The sequence below is a fragment of the Nonomuraea sp. CA-143628 genome (genome assembly GCF_050942315.1).
Lineage (GTDB): Bacteria > Actinomycetota > Actinomycetes > Streptosporangiales > Streptosporangiaceae > Nonomuraea.
The window spans coordinates 9,572,654-9,596,451 of the sequence record NZ_CP192072.1 but is presented as its reverse complement, the minus strand read 5'-3'; the positions used below and the strand labels follow the sequence as shown (position 1 = coordinate 9,596,451).

The following is a 23,798-nucleotide window of genomic DNA, read 5'->3' as shown; positions in this document are numbered from 1 at the left end:
CGCGTGGCGAATACCGTGAACCCAGGGCGTCCGGACGGCATAGGCGAGCGACTTGAGGCACTGCGCAGGTGGAACAACGCGACCACTCCAGAGACGATCACCACGGTCGCCGACCTGTTCACCGCACAGGTACACCGCACCCCCCACGCCCTCGCGGTGGTGGCGCCCGGCGCCCGCCTGACGTACGCCGAGCTGAGTAGCCATGTCTTCCAGCTCGCGCACCATCTGCGCGGTCGCGGCCTGGGGGCGGAGGACGTCGTCGCGGTGTCCACGCCCCGCTCGGCGGAGCTGGTCGTCGCCGTGCTGGCGGTCATGGTCGCGGGCGGCGCCTTCGTGCCGGTCGAGCCGTCCTGGCCCGCGGAACGCCGCGCCAAGGTACGCGCCGAGGCCGGGGCGGGCCTGGTCATCGCCGCTCCCGGCCTGGAGACCGGTGATTCCGTCATAGAGGTGGACCTCGGCACCTGGCGCTACGGCCACGAACCCGTCGAGCCGCCGCCGCTGCCGCTCATCGGCGGGGGACGGCTCGCGTACGTGATGTTCACCTCCGGCTCCACGGGCACGCCCAAGGGCGCGATGATCCGGCACGAGGCGATCAGCACCCGGCTGCTGTGGCAGGTCGAGGAGATCCTCGGGTTCGGGCCGGGGGACGCGTCGCTGTTCAAGGCGCCGCTGTCGTTCGACATCTCGGTCAACGAGATCCTGCTGCCGCTCGTCTCCGGCGGTTATGTGGTCGTCGCCGAGCCCGGTGGCGAACGCGACCCCCAATACCTGCTGGATCTGATCGCGGGGGAGCGGGTGACGTTCGTCTATCTGGTGTCGTCGATGCTCGACACCCTGCTGGAGATGGCCGACGGGACCTCGCTGCTGTCCGGGCTCAAGCATGTCTGGTGCGGCGGCGAGGTGCTCACCCCTGAACTGTTCGACCGGTTCCGGAGCCGGCTGTCCACCACCCTTTACCACGGCTACGGTCCGGCCGAGGCGACCATCGGTGTCTCGCACGTCATCTACCGGGACACCGCCGAGCGCATCGCGACCTCGATCGGCCGCCCCAACCCGCACACGCAGCTCTATGTCCTCGACGACCGGCTGGAGCCGCTGCCCGTGGGTGCGGTCGGGGAGTTGTACGCGGCGGGGTTCCTGCTCGGGCGCGGCTACATCAACGCCCCCGGGCTGACCGGCTCCCGGTTCGTGGCCAACCCGTTCGGCGACGGCGGCTCCCGGATGTACCGCACCGGCGACCTCGCGCGCTGGAACGCCGACGGCTCACTGGAGTTCGTGGGGCGGGCGGACAACCAGGTGAAGATCCGCGGCATGCGGCTGGAGCCGGAGGAAGTGGAGGCCGTGCTGGCCACCTACCCGGGGGTCCGGCAGGCGGCCGTCACGGTGGGTACGAACGCGGCGGGCGTACGGCACCTCATCGGGTACGTGACCTCCCACGACGACCTTCCGGCGGCGGAATTGCGGCGCTGGTGCGCCGACCGGTTGCCCGAGTACATGGTGCCGAGTGCCTTCGTCGTCCTGGACAACTTCCCGGTCACCGCCAACGGCAAGGTGGACCGCCGAGCTCTGCCGGAGCCCGAGGTGGGTCGCCGCACGTCGCCAGGCCTGGTGGTGGGCGTGAGCCAGTCGCGGGAACGGGCTCTCTGCGAGATATTCGCGCAGGTCCTCGGCCTGGAGGGGGTGGGGGCCGAGGAGGACTTCTTCGCGCTGGGCGGTGACAGCATCGTCGCGATCGGCGTGGTCCGGCAGGCGCGGCGCGCGGGACTCGTGGTGCGGGCGCGCGACCTGTTCGCCCATCCCACCCCCGCCGCGCTGGCGGTCACGGTGACCGAGGTCGCCCCGACCGCAGGGCCTGCCACCGGCGCCGTCGGGGAGGTGCCCGCGACCCCGATCACCGAGTGGCTCCAGGCCACCGGCCCATCGATGGACGGGTTCATCCAGTCGATGACGGTCCGCACACCCGCCGGCATGACGGCCGAACAGCTCGAACGCGTCGTCGACGCCGTACTCGCCACCCACGACCTGCTGCGGGCCCGGACCGACGGCGCCTCCCCCTGGACCCTGTCGGTCCAGCCGGTGGGCTCGCCTCGGGCGGCACAGCTGATCACCCGCGTGGACGTGACCGACCCGGCGCAGGCGGCGGCCGTCCCGGACAGCGGGATGACGGTCGTGAGCGGCGGCGACTCGGCGCAGGCGGCGGCCGTCCCGGACAGCGGGATGACGGTCGTGAGCGGCGGCGACTCGGCGCAGGTGGTGGCCGTCCCCGACGGCGAGAGCACACCGGCGGTGCGGTGGCTCGACCTCGTGGTGGCCCGTGAGGTCACGGCGGCGGCGCGGCGGTTGGATCCGGTCGGTGGCCGGATGGTCGATCTGGTGTGGCTGGATGCCGGGCCGCACGCGCAGGGCCGGCTCGTGGTGGTGCTCCATCACGTGATCGTGGACGGGGTGTCGCTCCGCGTGCTCCTGGAGGACCTCGGCCACGCCTGGGCGGCGGTACGCGACGGGCAGGCGGTGTCGCTGGCCGGCGCACCCACCTCGTTCAGGCAGTGGGCGACCCTGCTGCGCGAACGTACCCGCGCGGGCGCGTTCGCCGCCGACGAGGCGTACTGGCTGCGGGCCGCGGCCACGCCGGACCCGATGCTGGGAGAGCGGCCCCTGGACCCGAGCCGTGACGTGGTGGCCGCCGAGGAGTCGCTGACGGTCACGGTCCCTTCGTCCGTGGCCGCCCGGCTGCTCGGCGCGGTGCCCGCGGCCGTTCACGGCGGCGTGCACGACGTGCTGGTCGCGGCGGCGGCGATCGCCCTGAGCCGATGGCGGGCCGAACACCGTCCTGACGCTGGTTCCGAGAGCGCCCTGGGCCGGTGGCGGGCCGGGCACCGTCCGGACGCCGGTTCCGAGGTGCTGCTGGAGCTGGAGGGGCACGGGCGCGAGGAAGACGCGGTGGGGGACGTCGATCTCTCCCGTACCTTCGGCTGGTTCACCACGCTCTTCCCCGCCGTACTCGATCCGGGCCCGGCCGACACCGCGTACGGCGACGCGGTGAAGGCGGTCAAGGAGCAGCTCCGCGCGGTCCCTGGGCGCGGGCTGAGTTACGGCGCCCTGCGTTATCTCGGCGACGAGCCCCGTCCCGACCTGGCGGTGGCGCCGCAGGTGCTGTTCCACTATCTCGGGCGGTTCGCGGCCGGGTCCGCCGAGGCGTGGGCGGCCGTCGGTGACACCGAGATCGTGGTCGAGCGGCGCGATCCGCGCATGCCGCTGCCGCGCGTACTGGAGATCAACTCGGTCGCCGTGGACACGGCGGACGGGCCGGTGCTGGAGACGCGGTTCAGCTGGCCCGGCGGTGTGCTCGACGACGGACGGGTGCGAGCGCTGGCCGATCTGTGGACCGAAGTGCTCACCGGCATCGCCACGAGCGAGACGGTCGCCGGGCACACCCCCTCGGACTTCCCCCTTCTCGCCCTGGAGCCCGGCGACGTGGCCGCCATCGAGGCCGCGGCACCGGACCTGCGGGACGTGCTTCCCCTGTCTCCGCTGCAGCTCGGCCTCTACTTCCACGCCACCTTCTCCCGCGACGCCGACCCGTACGTCGTCCAGCAGTCCATCGAGCTGACCGGCCCGCTCGACGGCGACCGGTTGCGGCTGGCGGCGGACCGGCTGATCGACCGGTACCCCAACCTGGGCGCGGCCTTCCATACTGTCGGGGATGGGCGGGTCGTGTCCGTGATCGCGGGCCGTCCGCGGGTGCCATGGCGGGTGGAGGATCTCACCAGCACCGATGACACAGCATTAGGGGCGGACGGCTTCGCGGGCTTTGGTGCCGGGGACGTCGCAGCGCGGGTGGCCGCCATCGCTGAGGCGGAGCGGTCCGCGCCGTTCGATCTGGGTCGGCCGCCGTCCATGAGGTACGCGCTGCTCAGGCTCGGCGAGCGACGGCACGTGCTGATCCACACCGTGCACCACATCCTGGCCGACGGCTGGTCGGTGCCGCTGCTCCTGCGCGACCTGCTGGCGCTCTACGAGGCCGAGGGACGGTCCGAGGCGTTGCCCGCGCCCGCGCGGTACCGGGAATTCCTGCGGATGCTGGCCGCGCAGGACCCTGACGTGGCGACCGAGGCATGGGCGGACGTCCTGGCTGACGTGCGGGAGCCGACCAGGCTCGCCGACGCGCTGGGCACCCCTCAAGCCGAGGTTGGCGGGGGATTCGGGCGGGTCGAGTGGGAGCTGCCCACGGACGTCGGCGACCGGGTGCGTGACTGGGCGCGGGAGCACGGGCTGACGGTCGGCGCCGTCATCGCCGCCGCTTGGGGGATCCTCGTCGGGCGGTTGGCCGGTCGGTCCGACGTGACGTTCGGCTCGACCGTGTCCGGCCGCGGGGCGGCCGACGTCGCGGGCATCGACTCCATGGTCGGGCTGCTGATCAACACCGTTCCGGCGCGGGTACGGTGGGTGCCCGGGGACTCCATCGCCACCGCGGTACGGCGCTTCGCCCGCGACCGGCGTGAGGTGGTGGAGCACGAACACGTCTCGCTGGCCCGGCTGCAGCGGCGGCTGGGCGTGCCGGAGCTGTTCGACACGCTGGTGGTCATCGAGAACTACCCGGCCGAGCCCACCCCGGCGGGCGAGATACAGATCGCGGCGGTGCACACCGTCGAGGCGCCGCACTACCCGGTGACCCTGATGGTCAAGCCGGGCGAGCGGATCGCCGTCACGCTGACCCACGACCGGCGGGTCGTCGGGGCGGATGCCGCGACTCGGCTGGCCCGCCAGTACGAGATGGTGCTGACCGCCCTCGCCGACGACCCCGAGTGGGCCTGCGAGCGGCTGGACCTGGTGACCGAGGAGGAGCGCGAGCGGCTGACGGCCGTCGGCTCCGGTGCCCCGGCTCGGGTGGGCGGCACGGTGGTGGGGCTGTTCGCGGGGCAGGTGGCCGGGCATCCGGAGCGTACGGCCATCGTCTGCGGGGAGCGCGTGCTCACCTACGCCGAGCTGGACGATCGCGCTCGGAGGGTCGGCCGGACGCTGACCCGGGCGGGGGTGCGGCGCGGCGACGTCGTCGCGGTGGCGACGAGCCGTTCGGCGGACATGGCCGTGGCTCTTCTTGCCGTCATGCGCGCCGGGGCCGCCTACCTTCCGGTTGATCCGGGGTATCCGGCGGCCCGGATCGAGTTCATGCTCGGGGACGCGCGTCCGGTTTGCGTGCTCACCGACGAGGCGAGCGCCAGGTCGCTGCCGCCGCACGACCTGCCGACGCTCACCGTACGAGCCGCGGCCGACGCCATCGCCGACGCGCACCCCATCGCCGACGTGGCGGCCGGCCCGGAGGACGCCGTTTCTGTCGTGTACACCTCCGGCTCGACGGGTCGGCCGAAGGCGGTCGTCGGGACGCAGGAGGCGCTCGCCAATCGGCTGGTCTGGGCCGCTCAGGAGTGGGGGTCCGGCGTCCGGGTGGCGAAGAGCTCGCTGAGCTTCATCGACGGCACCACGGAGCTGCTCGGCGGCCTGGTCGCCGGGGCCACGACGGTCATCGCCGACGCCACCGAGGCCACCGACGGCGCCGCGCTGGCCAGACTCGTCGAGCGGTCCGGGGCGACCCAGCTGCTCGCCGTGCCCAGCTTGGCCGGTGCGCTGGCGGACACCGAACCGGTGCGGCTCGGCGCGCTCAGCCGCTGGATCTGCAGTGGGGAACCCCTCGATCGGGCCTGCGTGAACGCGCTCCGGCAGGCATCTCCCGATGCCCGGATCGTCAACTCCTATGGGTCTTCGGAGGTGGTGGGTGACGTACTCCAGGGTGAGGTCGAACCGGCGGGGCCGGTGACGCTGGGCAGGCCCGTGCCCGGGGCGCGGGTCTACTTGCTGGACGCCGCTCTCGACCTCGTTCCGGCCGGTGCCGTCGGGGAGATTTATGTCGGCGGGGTTCAGCTCGCTCTCGGGTACCTGGGTCAGGGCGGCGTGACGGCCACCCGCTTCGTGGCCGACCCGTACACCGACGGCGCCCGGCTCTACCGCACCGGCGACCTCGGCCGGTGGACGGCCGACGGCCGGGTGGAGTTCCTCGGCCGGGCCGACGACCAGGTGAAGATCAACGGCTATCGGGTGGAACCGGGTGAGCTGGAGGCCGCCCTGATGCGCCGCCCAGGCGTGGCCGACGCCGTGGTCGCCGTACGCACCACCGGCGAAAGCGTGGGCGTGCGCTGGGACGGACGCGCGGGTGCGGGCGCACACGGTACGCGTTCCCTGCACGCGTACGTGGTGCCCGCCCCGGGCGAGGAGCTCGAACCCAACGCCCTTCGCGCGACCCTGCGTGCCGAGCTGCCCGCCTACCTGGTCCCCGCGACCGTGACCGTTCTGGACCGCCTGCCGACCCTGCCCAACGGCAAGCGGGACCGCCGGGCACTGCCGGACCCCGAGCCCATCGCCAGAGGCGGACTGCCGCGTACTCCCAGGGAGGCGCTGGTCTGCCGGCACTTCGGCACGGTGCTCGGCCTCGACGGCATCGGTGTCCACGACGACTTCTTCGCCGCCGGGGGAGACAGCATCCTCGCCATCCGCGTCGTCAGCCTGCTCGCCGACGACGGGATCGAGCTGACCACGGAAGACGTCTTCTGCCTGCGCACCCCCTCCGCCATCGCGGCGCACCTGACAGGACCGGCGGCGCATCCGGTTCCGGCTCAACTGGACCCGGCCGAGCTGACGACCGTGTCGCTGACGCGGGCCGAGATCGACCACGTCGTGGCGAACAGCCCGGTTCCTGTGGCCGACATCTGGGCGGTCTCACCCCTCCAGGAGGGCGTCTACTACCAGGCGGCCTACTCCGAAGGCGCCGGCACCTACATCGCGCAGAACGTGTTCGACTTCGACCACCGGCTCGACGTCGAGGCCATGACCACGGCGTTCGCGGCGCTGCTGCGGCGTCATCCCACGCTGCGGGCCGGATTCACCGGCGACGGCGTGCCCGGTGTCGTGCAGTACATCGGCGCCGAGGTCCCGGCCGAGGTCACGGTCGTGGACCTGTCGACCGACTCCACGACGGACCCGGCGGACGTCCTCGCGGAGCTGCTGCGGTCCGACCGGGAGGAGCCGTTCGACCTCAGCCGGCCGCCCCTGGTCCGGCTGACCGTCATCCGCCTTCCCGGCGGCCGCGACCGGTTGCTGCTGACCGCCCACTTCCTGCTCTGGGACGGCTGGTCGCGCGAGCTGGTGCTGCGCGAGCTGTTCGCGCTGTACGAGTCCCGAGGCGAGCGCGGCGCGTTGCCGCCCACCCAGGCGGCGTTCACCGACCACCTCGCCTGGCTCGCCACCCGTGACCGCGACGCCTCCACCGCCGCCTGGGCCACCGCGCTCGCCGACGTCTCCGGGCCGACCATCCTCGTCCCGGAGGCGGTCGGCCGGGAGCCGATCCCGTCCGAACGCGTCCTGGCCGCGCTCCCGGCCGAGGTGACCACCCGGCTGGGCGAGCAGGCCCGGCGCGGCGGCGTCACGCTCAACTCGCTGCTGACCGCCGCGCTCGGCCTCCTCCTCGGGTACGAGACCGGGCGCACCGACGTCGTGTTCGGCACGACGGTCGCGGGACGACCAGCGGGGCTGCCCGGGATCGAGAACGTGATCGGCCTGTTCCTCAACACCGTCCCGGCCCGGATGACGGCCTCGCCCGGTATGACAGTGATCGAGCTGGCGCGCCAGGCCCAGGAGGACCGCATCCGGCTGGCGCCGCACGAATACCTGGGGCTCGGCGACATCCAGCGCGCCGCCGGTCAGGAGCAGCTCTTCGACACCCTGTACGTCCTGCAGAACTTCCTGTCCGACACCACCTTCACCGACCTGGAACGCGAGCAGGGCATCGTCGGAGTGGAGTACGTCGACACCACCCACTACCCCTACACCTGGGTGCTGACCCCCGGCGCCAACCTGCGGATCAAGCTCGAATACCGGCCCGACGCGGTAACGGAGGCGGACGCGCGCCGGCTGGTCCGTCGCTTCAGGCGGCTGCTGGAGTCGCTCGCCGACGGCCTGTCGGTCCAGGCGGGCGCGCTGGACCCGCTGCTCGACGAGGAGCGCGCCGAGCTGGCCGGGCAGTGGGCGGCCACGGAGCACCCGATCGGCGAGGCGACCATCGCCGACCTGCTCGCCGAGCGGGCCGCGAGTTGCCCGGACGAGGTCGCCCTGGTGTTCGGGGAGCTGTCGCTGACCTACGCCGAGCTGGACGGCCGGATCAACCACTGCGCCCGGCTGCTGCTGGCCAAGGGCGCCGGACCGGGCCGGATCGTGGCGCTGGGGCTGCCGCGCGGCGTCGAGATGGTGGTCGCGCTGTTCGCCGTCCTGCGTACTGGCGCCGCCTATCTCCCGCTCGACCTCGATCACCCGGTGAACCGGCTCGCCGAGATGCTCGACGACGCGCGGCCGGTGCTGCTGGTGTGCGCCGACGCGGGCACATCGCTGGCCGAGCGGCAGCGGCGGCTGGGCGGAGAGTGCCTGGTGCTCGATGGCGAGACGGCCACACCGGCCGCACCCCCGCTGAGCGACGCCGAGCTGGGGGCGTTCGCCGGCACGGTTCCGGGCAGGCTGGAGCATCCGGCGTACGTCATCTACACCTCCGGCTCCACCGGACGGCCCAAGGGCGTGGTCACTCCGTACCGGGGCCTGACCAACATGCAGCTCAACCACCGGGCCGAGATCTTCGACCCGGCCGTCGCCCGCGCGCGCGGCGCCGGGCGGGAGCGGCTGCGCATCGCGCACACGGTGTCGTTCTCCTTCGACATGTCGTGGGAGGAACTGCTGTGGCTCGTCGAGGGCCACGAGGTGCACATCTGCGACGAGGAGCTGCGCCGGGACGCCGCCGCGCTGACCGCCTACTGCCGCGCGAACCGCATCGACGTGATCAACGTGACCCCCACGTACGCCCACCACCTGTTCGAGGAGGGGCTTCTTGACCGGGACGGGCACCCGCCCCGCCTGGTGCTGCTGGGCGGCGAGGCGGTCAGTGAAGCCGTCTGGGACAGGCTGAGCGAGCCAGGCGGCGCCGAGGGCTACAACCTGTACGGCCCGACCGAGTACACGATCAACACCCTGGGCGCGGGCACGCGCGACAGCGCCACCCCGACCGTGGGCCGGCCCATCTGGAACACCCGCGCGTACGTGCTGGACGCCTGGCTGCGCCCGGTCCACCCCGGCGTGCTCGGCGAGCTCTACGTGACGGGCGCCGGGCTCGCGCACGGCTACCTGCACGCGCCCGGCCTGACCGCCGGGCGGTTCGTGGCGGATCCGTTCGTGCCGGGCGGGCGCATGTACCGGACCGGGGATCTCGTACGGCAGCGTCCGGACGGCAACCTCGACTTCCTCGGCCGGGTCGACGACCAGGTGAAGATCCGCGGCTACCGGGTCGAGCTCGGCGAGGTGGAGTCGGCGCTGGCCGCGCTGCCCCAGGTCCGGCAGGCCGCGGTCATCGCCCGTACCGACTCGGCGGTGACCGGCCTGAAGAAGCTGGTCGCGTATGTGGTCCCGGCGGAGGGGTCCGAGGGCGCCGCCTTGGTCGCGGACCTGCGAGCCGCGCTGGCCGAGCGGCTGCCCGGCTACATGGTCCCCGCGCTGTACGGCGTCGTCGGCGAGCTGCCGCTGACCGTCAACGGCAAGCTCGACGTCGCCGCCCTGCCCGAGCCCATAGCGCCCGTCAGCGGCGGCGACCGGCCACGCGACGACCGCGAGCGAACCCTGTGCGCCATCTACGCCGAGGTGCTCGGCCTGCCGGAGGTCGGCATCGACGACGACTTCTTCGCCCTCGGCGGCGACAGCATCTCCTCGATCGCCGTGACCGGCCGCGCGCGCAAGGCGGGACTGCACCTCACCCCGCGCGACGTCTTCCGCCGCCGCACCGTACGGGCGCTCGCCGCGGCCGCGCCCCAGGCCGCGCCGAGCGCCGGGCCACGGGACAACGGCGAAGGTACGGTCGCGCTCACCCCGATGCTCGTCGAGACCATGCGGGCGCGGACGCCACTGGAGCATTTCTACCAGTCGATGGTCTTCCGCACCCCGTCCGGCATGACCCGCGCGCAGCTGGAACGCCTGCTCCAGGCCGTCGGCGAACGCCACGACCTGCTGCGGGCCCGGCTCGACCGCCACGGCGACGCCGAATGGGTGCTGTCGGTGCCGCCACCTGAGGCGTTCAGCGCGGCGGACGCGCTCATCCAGTCCGCCCCAGGGGACGTGGAGGAGGCCACCCGGCAGGCCGCCGAGCGGCTCGACCCAGATCGCGGGATCATGCTGCAAGCGGTCTGGTTCGCGCCGGAGCCGGGTCGTCTGCTGCTGGTCATCCACCACCTGGTGATCGACGGCGTCTCCTGGCGGGTGCTCGCCGACGACCTCACGCGGGCCTGGGCGGAGGTACGGGCGGGCCGCGAGCCCGTGCCCGACGAGGTGCCGACCTCCTTCCGTACCTGGTCGAAGCTGGTCGAAGAGGCGACCGCGCGGGGTACGTTCCGCGACGAGCTCGACCATTGGCGGGCCGTCCTCGCCACCGAGGACCCCTTGCTGGGTACGCGCCCGCTCGACCCCGCGACCGACACGGCCGCGACCGTGGAGTCGCTGACGGTCTCGCTGCCCGGAGAGGTGAGCGCCGCCCTGCTGTCGGCCGTGCCCGCCGCGATGCACGGCGGCGTAAACGACGTCCTGCTGACCGGCTTCGCCGCCGCACTCGCCGAGTGGCGGGGTGGTGAGAGCGCCATGGTCCTCAGCCTGGAGAGCCACGGCCGCGACGCCCAAGACGGCGTGGACCTGTCCCGTACGGTCGGCTGGTTCACCGCCATCTACCCCGTACGCCTCGACCCCGGGCCGCTGAGCTGGGCGGAGGTCACCGAGGCGGGGCCCGCCCTGGCGGCGGCGGCGAAGCGGGTCAAGGAGCAGCTTCGCGCCGTACCCCGGCAGGGCCTGGGCTACGGGATCCTGCGCTACCTGGACGGCGAGGCGGACCTTCGGGGCGAACCACCGCAGATCCTCTTCAACTACCTGGGACGGTTCGCCGCCGACGAGGGCGGGGACTGGGCGGCGGCCGGTGCGCTGCGCGAAGGCGTCCACCCGAACAATCCCGCGATGGGACTGGAGATCAACGCGCTGGCCCAGGACGGACGGGCGGGTACCGTGTTCTCGGCCACGCTGTCCTGGCCGTCCGGCGTCATGACGGCCGCTGAGGTGGGCGAACTGGCGGAGTTGTGGATGGCCGCGCTGACCGCCCTGACCCGGTGCGCCGAGCTCGCCGGGCGTACTCCCTCCGACTTCCCGCTGGTCGAGCTGACCCAGGGCGACGTGGACCGGCTCGCGCCGGACGGCGTGCGGGACATCCTTCCGCTGCTGCCGTTGCAGGAGGGCATGTACTTCCACGCGTCCTTCGCCGAGGACCAGACCGACACGTACATCGTGCAGCAGGTGGCCGAGCTGTCCGGCCCGGTCGACAGGACGGCGTTGCGCCGCGCCGTGGAAGCGGTGGTCCACCGCCACGACGCCCTGCGCGCCTGCTTCCAGGAGATGACCGACGGCCGGGTGGTCCAGGTGATCGCCGGAGCCGTGGACGTGCCGTGGCGCGAGGTGGACCTGACCGGTCTGGACGCGGCGGTGGCGAGCGAGCGGCTGGCCGAGGTCACGGCCGCCGAGCTGGCCGAGCCCTTCGACCTGTCGGCCGCGCCCCTGCTGCGTTACGCGCTGGTCTCGCTCGGTCCCACCGAACATCGGCTCGTGGAGACCATGCACCACATTCTCGCCGACGGCTGGTCGTACCCGTTGGTGTTCGGCGACCTGCTGGAGTCCTACGAGCGCGGCCGGTCCGGAAGCGGATACGACCTGCCCGCTCCGGCGGTGACGTTCCGCGACCATGTGGAGGCTGTGGCCGCCCTGGACCGGGTACGGGCCCGCGAGGTGTGGGCCCGCGCGCTGTCCGGCATCGGCTCCGCCACCCGCCTGGTCGACGCCGCGCAGGGACAGAAGGTGTCCCGGCACGACAGCGTCCATGTCGCGCTGCCCGCCGAACGCACGGGCGCCCTCGTCGAGGCCGCCCGCGAGCAGGGGGTGACCCTCAGTACGTTCGTGCACGGCGCCTGGGGGCTGCTGCTCGGCAGGCTGCTCGGGCGGGATCGGGTGGTCTTCGGCTCCACGGTGTCGGGTCGGGGCGGAGAGCTGCCCGGCGTCGAGTCGGTCGTCGGCCTCCTGATCAACACCGTTCCGGTGCCGATGTCCTGGCGTCCCGGCGACACGCTGCGGGAGGCGCTCGCCCGGCTGCAGGAGCAGCAGACGGACCTGCTGGACGTGCAGCAGGTGGGGCTCGGGGAGCTCGCCGCCGTGGCCGGGGTCCGGGAGTTCTTCGACACGATGGTGGTGGTGGAGAACTTCCCCGCCGTACGGGCGGGGGCGGGGGATGGGCTGAGCGTGCTGGGGTTCACCGGCACCGACGCGCCGCATTACCCGGTCTCGCTGGTGGCCTTTCCCGGGGAGCGGCTTACGCTGGAGATCAAGTACGACGTCGAGCTGGTGGGGGAGCGGGCTGCCCGTCGGCTGCTCGACCAGGTGGGACGTGTCCTCGACCAGCTGGCCACCGCGCCGGGCACGCCGGTCTCGCGGCTGGACGTGCCGGGGGTGCTGTCCGAGTTGCCGTCCGGAGCGGCTGTTTCCCATGTGGCGGACGGCTTGACGCTCGCCGATGCGTACGCCGCCGCGCCGGTCCAGCCGGACTCCATCGCCGTCACCTCGGGCGACACCGCGCTCACCCACGCCGAACTGGGCGCGGCCGCCAACCGGCTGGCCCGCGCGCTGGCCGCCGGGGGCGTACGGCCGGAGTCGCGGGTCGCCGTCGCGCTGCCCCGCTCGGCGGACCTCGTCGTCGCCCTGCTCGCGGTCGTGAAGGCGGGCGGCTGCTACGTACCGCTGGACATCAGTGCCCCGGCCGGACGGCTGAGCCACATCCTCGCCGACTCGGCCCCCGTATGCCTGCTGACCGACAGCGCGACGCTGGACTCGCTGCCCCCCGTCACGGTGCCGGTCATGCTGCTGGACGACCCGCGCCTCCTCGCGGACCACTCCGCCGCCCCGCCGCCCCTGGTCCCGTCGGCGGCGGCGGACAACGCGGCGTACGTCATCTACACCTCGGGTTCGACGGGGCTGCCCAAGGGTGTGGCGGTGACCCATCGCAACGTGCTGTCGCTGTTCGCGGCGGCTGGGGAGCTGTTCGACTTCGGTCCCTCTGACGTGTGGACCATGTTCCACTCGTACGCGTTCGACTTCTCGGTGTGGGAGCTGTGGGGCGCGCTGCTGCACGGCGGGCGCCTGGTCGTCGTCGACCGCGACGCGGCCCGCGACCCGCGCCGCTTCCTGGCACTGCTGGAACGCGAGCGCGTGACCGTGCTGAACCAGACGCCGTCCGCGTTCTACCCGCTGATGGAGGCCGAACGGGAGCGGCCGGGCCAGCTCGCCCTGCGTTATGTGGTCTTCGGCGGCGAGGCGCTGGACCTCGCGCGCCTGGCGCCCTGGTATCAGGCTCACGCGGACGGAGCGCCGCGCCTGGTGAACATGTACGGGATCACCGAGACCTGTGTGCATGTGTCGTTCCGTGCGCTGACCTCGGCCGACGCTGCCGGCGCGAGCGGCGACAGCGTCGTCGGCGGGCCGCTGCCCGGTCTCGGCGTACACCTGCTCGACGACCGTCTCCAGCCGGTCCCGCCGGGGGTCACCGGCGAGATCTATGTCTCGGGCGACCAGCTCGCTCGCGGCTACCTCGATCGCCCCGGCCTGACCGCCGAGCGCTTCGTGGCGCACGCGGGGGGCACCCGGCTCTACCGCAGCGGCGACCTCGCGCGATGGACTCCCGACGGCGACCTGGTCTACGTGGGTCGCTCCGACCAGCAGGTCAAGGTACGGGGATACCGCATCGAACCCGGCGAGATCGAGTCCGCGCTGCTGACGCTGGACGGAGTCGTGAACGCCGCCGTCACCGTACGGGAGGACGAGCCGGGACGGCGGCGGCTGGTGGCGTACCTGGTCGTGCGGAACGGGGCGCGTCTCGGCGCCGCCGAGGCCCACGCCCACCTGGCCGAGAGGCTGCCCGGCTACATGATCCCCTCGGCGTTCGTCTTGCTCGACGCGCTGCCACTCACGGTGAACGGCAAGCTCGACCGCCCGGCCCTGCCCGCCCCTTCGGCCGCTCCTTCGCCCGCTCGGGCCGCCGTCGTCGGCGACACTGGGGGGTCGCCTGTGGCGGTGTTGCGGGCGCTGTACGCGGAGGTTCTGCGGCTGGACGGTGTGGGGCCCGACGACGACTTCTTCGTGCTGGGGGGTGACAGCATCATCGCCATCCAACTGGTCAACCTGGCTCGGCGCCGGTCATTGCGGCTGTCTCCCCGTGACGTGTTCGTCCACCGCACTCCGGCCGCGCTCGCTGAGGCGATCGGCCATGGTGAGCGTGGTGCGGTCGGCCACAGCGGCGCGGGCACCGGCCCTGGGCGGGCGTCGGCGGAGGTCGTGTCCGGCTCTGGCTGGGAGCCGGACGAGGTCCTGTCCGACGGGGTGGGCGAGGTCATGCTGATGCCCATCGTGCACCGGCTGGCCGAGCTGGGTGGGGGGATCTCCCGGCTGAACCAGTCCGAGCTGCTGTTCACCCCACCTGGCGCGACCCACGAGCAGATTGTCGCGCTGATCCACGCGCTCATCAGTCGTCACGACGCGCTCCGGTTGCGGCTCCATCGGCCGTCTCCGCTGCTGTGGTCCCTGGAGGTCCGCCCGGCTGCCGATCCCGCCGTGACCTCGGTCGATGCGGTGGGTCTCGACGACGAGGCCCTGCGCGCCCTGGTCGCCGCCGAGTCCGACGCCGCTGCCGATCGGCTGGACCCCGACGGCGGTCACGTACTGCGGGCGGTGTGGTTCGATCGGGGACCCGAGCACCAGGGCAGGCTGCTGCTCGTCGCACATCACCTGGTGGTCGACGGGGTCTCGTGGCGGATCCTGACCGACGACCTGCGACAGGGCTGGGAGGCCGTGAGCACCGGGCGCCGCGTCCGGTTCGAACCGGTCGGCACGTCATTGCGCGCCTTCGCACGGTCCATCACCGAGAACGCCACCCAGGCCGCCCGACTCGCCGAGTTCGAGCACTGGACGACGTCCCTGGCACCGGGCGGCGAACTCGACCCGTCAACCCCGGCCATCGGCCTGACAGCAGGCCGAACCCGGGACCACGTCGTGCGCCTGCCCCCCGAGGTGACCGCACCACTGCTGGCCACCGCGTCGGCCGCCCCGGTCGCCGATGTGACCGCTGTGCTCGTTGCCGCGCTGCATCTCGCCGTTTCGCGCTGGCGTGCGGCGCGTGGCGGTGAGCCCGGGACGCCGCTGGTGATCGACCTGGAGCGGCACGGGCGGGAGCAGATCGCCGACGGAGACGACCTGTCCAGGACCGTGGGGTGGTTCACCGCCATCGCCCCCGTACGCCTGCCCGCCGTTACCGGTGACCCCCGAGACGTACTCGGCGACGTGGGTCACGCGCTGCGAGCCGCCCCGGACCGGGGCCTGGGGTACGGGCAGTTGCGTTACTGCAACGCGCGCACCGCGCCCGCGCTCGCCCGGCTGCGAACACCCCAGTTGCTCTTCAACTACCTCGGCCGATTCCCCAGCGGGGGATCCGGCGACTGGGACTCCGCACCCGAGGCGACGGCGCTGCGTGTACATCCGGACCCCGACCTGGGCACCCCGTACCTGCTGGAGATCAACGTCGGCTGCCACGACACGGCGGCAGGGCCGGAACTGCACGCCGTGTTCACCTACGCGGACGGGGGGCTCGCCGAGGCCGACGTGGACACACTCGCAGATGGCTGGGTGACGGCCGCCCGCGAGCTGGCCGCCACGTCCTCCGGTTCTGCGTCTTCCGAGCCCAGTGGGACCGCCCGCCGCACCCCGGTCACCCACCCCACCCTCACCTCCGATGAGATCGACCGGGTGGTCGCCGCGGCCCCCGTCGACCTACAGGACATCTGGCCCCTGTCACCGCTGCAGGAGGGCCTGTACTTCCAGGCGGGCTACGCGGGTGACGCCGACGTTTACGTGGCGCAGAACGCGTTCGACTTCGCCGGGCGGCTCGACGTCGAGGCCCTCCGCCGCGCCTACGCCACCGTGCTCGACCGGCACCCGGCCATGCGGCTCGGCTTCACCACCGAGGGCACGACCCGGCCTGTCGCCCTGGTCGGGACCGCGCTGGACAGCTCAGTCGGCGTGGTTGACCTGTCGGCGGTGGCCGACGACGACTCGGAAGCCGTCTACGGCGACTCGGGTGCGGCCGACAACGGCTTGGGAGCGGCCGACAACGGGTCGGGAGCGGTCGACGATGACCGGCTCCGCGTGCTGATGGAGGAGGATCGTCGGCGGCCGTTCGACCTGGCCCGGCCGCCGCTGTGCCGCCTGACCGTGGTCCGGCTGCCCAGCGGGCGTGACCGGCTGCTGCTCACGTACCACCTGCTGCTGTGGGACGGGTGGTCGCGCGAGCTGGTGCTGCGCGAGCTGTTCGGCCAGTACGCCCTCGCCCGCGACGACCGCTCGGCCCCGGAGACCGCCGAGCAGATGGCGACGCCCACCGACCACCCCGACCTGCCGCCAACCGAACAGACGGCGACGTTCATCGACTACCTTGCCTGGCTGGGGCGGCAGGACACGGACGAGTCCGCGCGGGCGTGGTCGCGAGCGCTGGCCGGGGTCGAGGAGCCGACCATCCTGTTCCCGGCGGCCGCAGAGACCGCGCCGGTGCTGGCCACCAGCCTGTCGTTCCGGTTGACCCGGGAGCAGACCGGGCGCGTCACCGACCGGGCGCGCCGTGGCGGGGTGACGCTCAACGCGCTGCTCAGTACGGCGCTGGCGATGGTGCTGAGCCACGCCTCGGGCCGCCAGGAGGCCGTGTTCGGCACGACCGTCGCCGGACGACCGACCGAGCTGGACGGCATCGACTCGGTGATCGGGGTCTTCCTCAACACCGTTCCGGTTCATGTCCGGCTGGCTCCGGGCGAGCCCGCGTTGGAGGTCATGCGGCGGGTGCAGGCCGATCGCGTGGAGATGATGCCGCACGAGTACCTCGGCCTGGGCGACATCCAGCGCGCGGCCGGCCGTGACCAGCTCTTCGACAGCCTGTACGTCCTGCAGAACTTCCTCGACGACGACACCTTCACCGACCTGGAGCAGGAGCTCGGCATCGTCGGCGTGCAAAGCGTGGACGCCACGCACTACCCGCTCACCTGGGTGGCCACGCCGGGGGCGCGGCTGGCGGTGCGGTTGGAGTACCGCGCCGATGTGGTCGCGCCGGAGCAGGCGCGGGCGCTGCTGTCCCGGCTGGAGCAGGTACTGCTCCACCTCTCCGAACACCCCGATACGACCGTGGCCGACGTGCCCGTCATCCTCCCGTACGAGCGCGCGGCGCTGGAGGCCGGATGGGACGCCGTCACCCATCCCATCGGCGCCGAGACCATCGCGGAGCTGATGGAAGCCCAGGCCCGGCGGACACCGGACGCCGCCGCGCTCACCTCAGGCGCGCGGACGCTGACCTACGCCGAGCTCGACGCACGGGTGAACCAGCTCGCGCGCCTGCTGCTCGACCGGGGAGCGAGCCCCGAGCGGATCATCGCGCTGGCCGTGCCCCGGTCCGTCGACATGGTGGCCGCGTTGTTCGCCGTCCTCCGCACCGGAGCCGCCTACCTTCCCCTCGAACTGGACCATCCTGACGACCGCCTGCTGGCGATGCTGGCCGACGCCGGGCCGGTCCTGCTGGTCACTACTGAAGCGGTGGCGCCCCGGCTCGCCGCCCATCCCGTGCCGGTGCTGTGCCTGGACGGCGCCGGCGGGCGTACCGGATCGGCGGACCCGATCGAGGACCACGAGCTGGGCGACTTCGCACCCGGCAGTCCGGGACGGCTCGACCACCCGGCGTACGTCATCTACACCTCCGGCTCCACCGGACGGCCCAAGGGCGTGGTCACGCCGTACCGGGGGCTGACGAACATGCAGCTCAACCACCGCGAGGCCATCTTCGCCCCCACGATCGCCGCCGCCGGGAACCGGATCCTCACGATCGCGCACACGGTCTCGTTCTCGTTCGACATGTCGTGGGAGGAGCTGTTGTGGCTGGTCGAGGGCCATCACGTGCACATCTGCGATGAGGAGCTGCGCCGCGACGCCCGCGCGCTCGTCGCGTACTGCGACCGGCACCGCGTCGACGTCGTCAACGTGACCCCAACGTACGCCCAGCACCTGCTCGACCAGGGCCTGCTTGACGGCGCGCGGTATGGGGGGCCGCCCGGTTCGTACCGTCCGGCCCTGGTGCTGCTCGGTGGCGAAGCGGTGCCGCAGACGTTGTGGAACGCACTGAGCGAGGCCGAGGGGGTGGCGGGTTACAACCTGTACGGTCCGACCGAGTACACGATCAACACCCTCGGCGCGGGCACCGAGGACAGCGCGGGCACCACGGTCGGCCGGCCCATCTGGAACACCCGCGGCTACGTACTGGACGCCGCCCTGCGCCCGGTGCCCGTCGGCGTGCCCGGCGAGCTGTACATCAGCGGGGCGGGGCTGGCCCGTGGATACCTCGACCGGTACGCGTTGACCGCCTCGGGGTTCGTGGCGGATCCGCATCGTCGTGGCGGGCGGATGTACCGTACGGGCGACCTGGTACGTGCTCGTGCCGACGGCAACCTCGATTTCCTGGGGCGTACTGACGATCAGGTCAAGATCCGCGGTTATCGGGTGGAACCGGCGGAGGTCGAGGCCGCCGTGAGGGCACGGCCGGGCGTGCACCAGAGCGCGGTGCTCGCGGTTCCCGGCCCCTCGGGAGTCAAGCGCTTGGTGGTGTACGTCGTCCCTGACGCGCTCGGTGGTGTCGGCGTCCTCGACGCGTCCAGTGATGTCGACCGGCTGCTCGTTTCGCTCCACCGCGACCTGAAGTCGGTGCTCCCGTCATACATGGTGCCGTCGGCCTATGCGGTCGTGGACGTGTTGCCGCTGACGATCAACGGCAAGTTGGACACGGCCGCGCTGCCTGCGCCACGGTCGCTGCCATCGAGTTCGAGGGCGCCCGCGGACGAGGTGGAACGGCGGCTGTGCGAGCTGTTCGGCGAGGTCCTCGGCGTCAGCGACCTCGGCAACCCGGGTGACCCCGGCGACTCCGGTGGGTTCGGCGCTGAGGACGACTTCTTCGACCGTGGTGGGCACTCCCTGCTCGCCATCCAGCTGTCCGGGCTGGTGCGTGCGGCTTTGGGCGTCGAGCTGTCGTTGCGCGACCTGTTCGACACGCGTACGCCCGCGCGCCTGGCCGCCCGTCTCGCCGACCGAGCCGGGACCGCACCCCCCGAGCTCACCTCCCGCCCGCGGCAGGAGCGCCCACCGCTGTCGGCGGCCCAGGAACGGCTCTGGCTGCTCCAGCAACTGGACCCCACCTCGACGGCGTACAACTACCCGCTGCTCGTCCGCCTCCGCGGATCCGTCGATCACGACGCCCTCCGGGCCGCGCTCGGAGACGTCGTGGCGCGGCACGAGGTGCTGCGGACGCTGGTCACGGTCATGGACGACCAGCCGTTCCAGGACGTACTCGACCCGTCCCCGATCGAAGTCGCGGTCGTGGACTGCCCGGCCGCGGAGACCGGGAGCGTGGTGTCGGCGGCGGTGGCCCGACCCTTCGACCTGGCCGCGGACCCGCCGTTGCGGGTCACTCTGATCCAAGAGCAGGACACCGGGGACAGCGTGCTGGCCCTGATCCTGCACCACATCGCGATGGACGAGTGGTCCGACCGGCCGCTGCTGCGCGACCTCGACACCGCCTACGCCGCACGGCGGGCCGGTCGAGCCCCGCAGTGGGAGCCGCTTCCGGTGCAGTACGCGGACTACACCCTGTGGCAGCGCGACCTGCTCGGCGACCCCGGGAACCCGGCCAGCAGGCACGCCGCCGAGCGGACCTACTGGCAGGAGCGCCTGCGCGGCCTACCGGACGAGATCCCCCTCCCCGCCGACCGGCCCCGGCAGGCACGCGCCCCCCGCCGGGTCGATCAGACCCGCGATGGCCGGGCCAGTCAGGCTCCGGACGCCCGCCGAGCCGATCAGAGCCGCGACGCCCGGCGGGCCGATCAAGCTCATGACACCCGGCGGGCCGGTCAAGTGTCCGTGCCGCTCTCGCCGGGGCTGATCGACCCGCTGCGGGAGTTGGGCAGTGCCGAGTCGGCGAGCCTGTTCATGGTGCTGCACGCCGCACTCGCTACCTTGCTGCACCGCCTCGGCGCGGGCACCGATGTACCGATCGGCAGTCCCACCTCGGGCCGCGCCGACGCCGTGCTCAACGACCTCGTGGGATTCTTCGTCAACACTGTCGTCCTACGCGCCGACCTGTCCGGCTCGCCGTCGTTCACCGACCTGTTGCGTCGGGTACGCGAGACGGACCTGGCCGCGTTCGAGCATGCCAACGTGCCCTTCCAGCAGGTCGTCGAAGTGGTCAATCCGGTACGGGCGCAGGGGCGCAACCCGCTCTTCCAGGTGATGATCGGCTTCCTGCACCGGCCGGGCGACCGGGCCACCGTCCTGGGGATGCCCACCGGCGAGGCGCCCTCCTACTTCGCCGACCCGAAGGTCGAGCTGAACTTCACCTTCGTCGACGCCGGACCACGACAGCCGGTCGAACTCACCCTGGAGTACGACGCCGGACGCTTCCACGACGACACCGCCCGGCGCCTGCTCGACCGCCTCATGGTGCTGCTCGACGCACTCGCGGCCCGGCCGGACCAGCCCGTCGGCACGGCCCCGATCCTCGCGGCGAGCGACCTCGACGACCTCGCCAGGTGGCGGTCGGGTGGGCCAGTGGAATCGGATGACCTGCCCGGATACGCATGGGTTTCTACCCAGGCCGAACCCGCTGACCTGTCCTGGTACGCGCGCTTCTCCGCACGCGCGAAGGCGGCGCCCGACGCGGACGCCTGCGTGTCGGGCGGCCGGACGATGAGCTACGCCGAGCTCGACACGGCCTCGAACGCGTTCGCCGCCAGGCTCGCCGACCTCGGCGTCGGCCCGGAGAGCCTGGTCGGGCTGGCCCTGCCGCGCTCGGCCGATCTGCTGGTGGCCGTGCTGGGCGTCGCCAAGGCGGGAGCCGCGTACCTGCCGCTCGACCCCGCGTTCCCTGCCGACCGCCTGCGCTTCATGATCGACGAAGCCCGGCCCGCCGTGGTGGTCATCGACGAGCACTCGCGTGAGCTGTTCTCCGCCCTGCGTGACGGTACGTCGCTTATCCACCTCGGCCGCCGGGAGGCGGACATGGAGGGGAAGGCGGTCGAGGGAGCCCTCACCGACTTCGATGGCACGGCCCTCATCGACCCGGCCCTCACCGGCTTCGACAGCACGGCCCTCGTCGACTTGGACGGCGCGCCCACTCGCCCCTTCCATCCCGTCTCGCCCGATCCGGACGCCGCCGCGTACGTCATCTACACCTCGGGATCCACCGGCAGACCGAAGGGCGTGGTGGTCACCCAGCGCGATCTGGAGACGTTCCTGGCCGCCGTGGCCACCGCCGTCCCGATCGGCGACTCCGACCGGTTGCTCGCCGTCACCACCCTTTCCTTCGACATCTCCGTACTCGAACTGATGGCACCCCTACGCGCCGGCGGATGCGTGGTAATTGCCACGGAAGAGCAGGTACGCGACCCACAACTGCTCGCCACGCTGGCCGAGGCAGAACAGGTCACGGTCATGCAGGCGACCCCGTCCCTGTGGTCGGCGTTGACACAGTCACCCGGCGCCGACCTCGGCGGTGTGCGGGCGCTGGTCGGCGGCGAGGCGCTCCCGCCCCCGCTGGCCCGGGAGCTGGCGGCCAGAGCCCGGAGCGTGACGAACCTGTACGGACCCACGGAAGCGACCGTCTGGGCGACATCCGCCGCTGTGGACACCGACTGGTGCGATCGCCCCACGATCGGCCGTCCCCTGCCGGGCACCACGGTCCACCTGCTGGACGCGGCCCTGTGCCCGGTGCCGCCCGGCGCCGTCGGTGAGCTGTATCTCGGCGGGGCCCAGGTCACCAGAGGTTACCTGGGCCGTCACGGTCTCACCGCGTCCCGGTTCGTCGCCGATCCGTACACGCACGGCGCCCGCCTCTACCGCACCGGCGACCTCGCCCGCTGGACCGGTGACGGTTCGCTGGAGTTCCTCGGCCGCTCGGACCAGCAGGTCAAGGTGCGCGGCTTCCGCATCGAGCCGGGCGAGATCGAGTCGGTCGCGGCCGGGCATCCCGCCGTCCGGCAGGTCGCGGTGGCCGTCCGCCAGGACGCGCAAGGCGAGACCCGCATTCTCACGTACGTCACCACCAGCGACGGCTCATCGACGTCAGCGCTGCGGGAGAACCTCACCATCAGCGACGCCTCATCTCCACCGCCGCTGCGGGAGGACCTCACCACCGGCGACGCCTCATCGACGTCAGCGCTGCGGGAGTACCTCGCCCAGCGCCTGCCGTCGTACATGGTCCCCTCGGTCGTGACGGTGCTCGACGAGCTGCCGCTCACCCCGAACGGCAAGGTGGACCGCGCGGCCCTGCCGGACGTCGACTTCGCCCGGCTGACCACCCCCGCCGCGCCGCGCTCGCGTACCGAGGCGGCCGTCTGCGCCGTCATCGCGGAGGTGCTGGGGCTCGACTCGGTCGGCGTGGACGACGACTTCTTCGTCCTCGGCGGTCACTCCCTGCTGCTGGTACGGCTGGCCGCGGCCCTGCGGCGGGAGCTCGGCGCCGATCTCCCGATAGCGGAGCTGTTCACGACGCCCACGGCCGCCACCCTCGCCCAGCGCATCGCCGACGCGCCCCCCGCCCGAACCACCGGTGAGGCAGGGCCTGTCGGTGACGCCGCGCCCACTGGCAACGTCGCGACCGCCGATCACGCCGCACACGTCGATCACGTCGCACACGCCGGCGATCCCGCACACGCCGGCGACGCGATGGCTCCGCTGCTGGTCCTACGAGCGGGCGGCACCCGGCCACCGCTGTTCTGCCTGCCGCCCGCCAGCGGCCTGAGCTGGCAGTTCGCCGGGCTCAAGCGCTACCTGCCCGAGGACGTACCCCTCTATGGGCTGCAGTCGCCCCTCCTGAGCCGTACCACCGACCTGCCCACGACGATGCCCGAGCTGGCCGAGGAGTACGCCGGGCTGATCGACCGGACCGCGCCCGAGGGCCCCGTCAGCCTGCTCGGCTGGTCGTTCGGCGGTGCGGTGGCCCACCAGGTGGCGGTACGCCTGGCGGCCGGCGGGCGCGAGGTCACTTTCCTCGGCATGCTCGACACGCGTAAGGACTTCGCCGAGAGACCCGAAGGCGCATGGGATCGGCCCGCGGCGATCGCCGACCTGCTGGCCGAGATGGGCTGCCAGGTGCCGGAAGGGCGGCGGGCCACGCTGTCGATCGCCGACGCGGTCGGGTTCGTCCGGGATCTGGGCGGTGGGGTCGCAGCGCTGCAGGACAAGCAGATCGCTCAGGTAGTCGAGAACTACCTGGCCAGCGACCGCCTGATGGAGCGGGCCGAGTACGGCGTCTTCCCCGGAGACCTGGTCTTCGTCGACGCGACCGTACCGGAGCAGGGGTTCGTGGGGACGGCCTCCGAGCAGTGGAGCGGGTACGTCGGGGGAGAGCTACGGACGTTCGCCGTCGAGTGCGGGCACTCCGAACTGCTGGACACCCGCACTCTGGAGACCCTGGGCCCGCTGATCGCCCGCCACCTCACCCGGTGAGGCCAGGTGAGGGCCGGGGCCCGGGTGAGGGCCGGGTGTGCCGAGACGGCCTCGGCTGGGTTGGG

Annotated in this window: 1 protein-coding gene; it reads left to right on the top strand. The window is 72.6% G+C overall.

Features of this window, described 5'->3' with window-relative positions; genetic code table 11:
- Nucleotides 1-3: 3 nt before the first annotated feature.
- Complete coding sequence (locus ACQP2T_RS43480; protein ID WP_433510691.1) at nt 4-23,733, top strand: non-ribosomal peptide synthase/polyketide synthase; 23,730 nt, start codon at nt 4-6, stop codon at nt 23,731-23,733.
- Nucleotides 23,734-23,798: the final 65 nt, after the last annotated feature.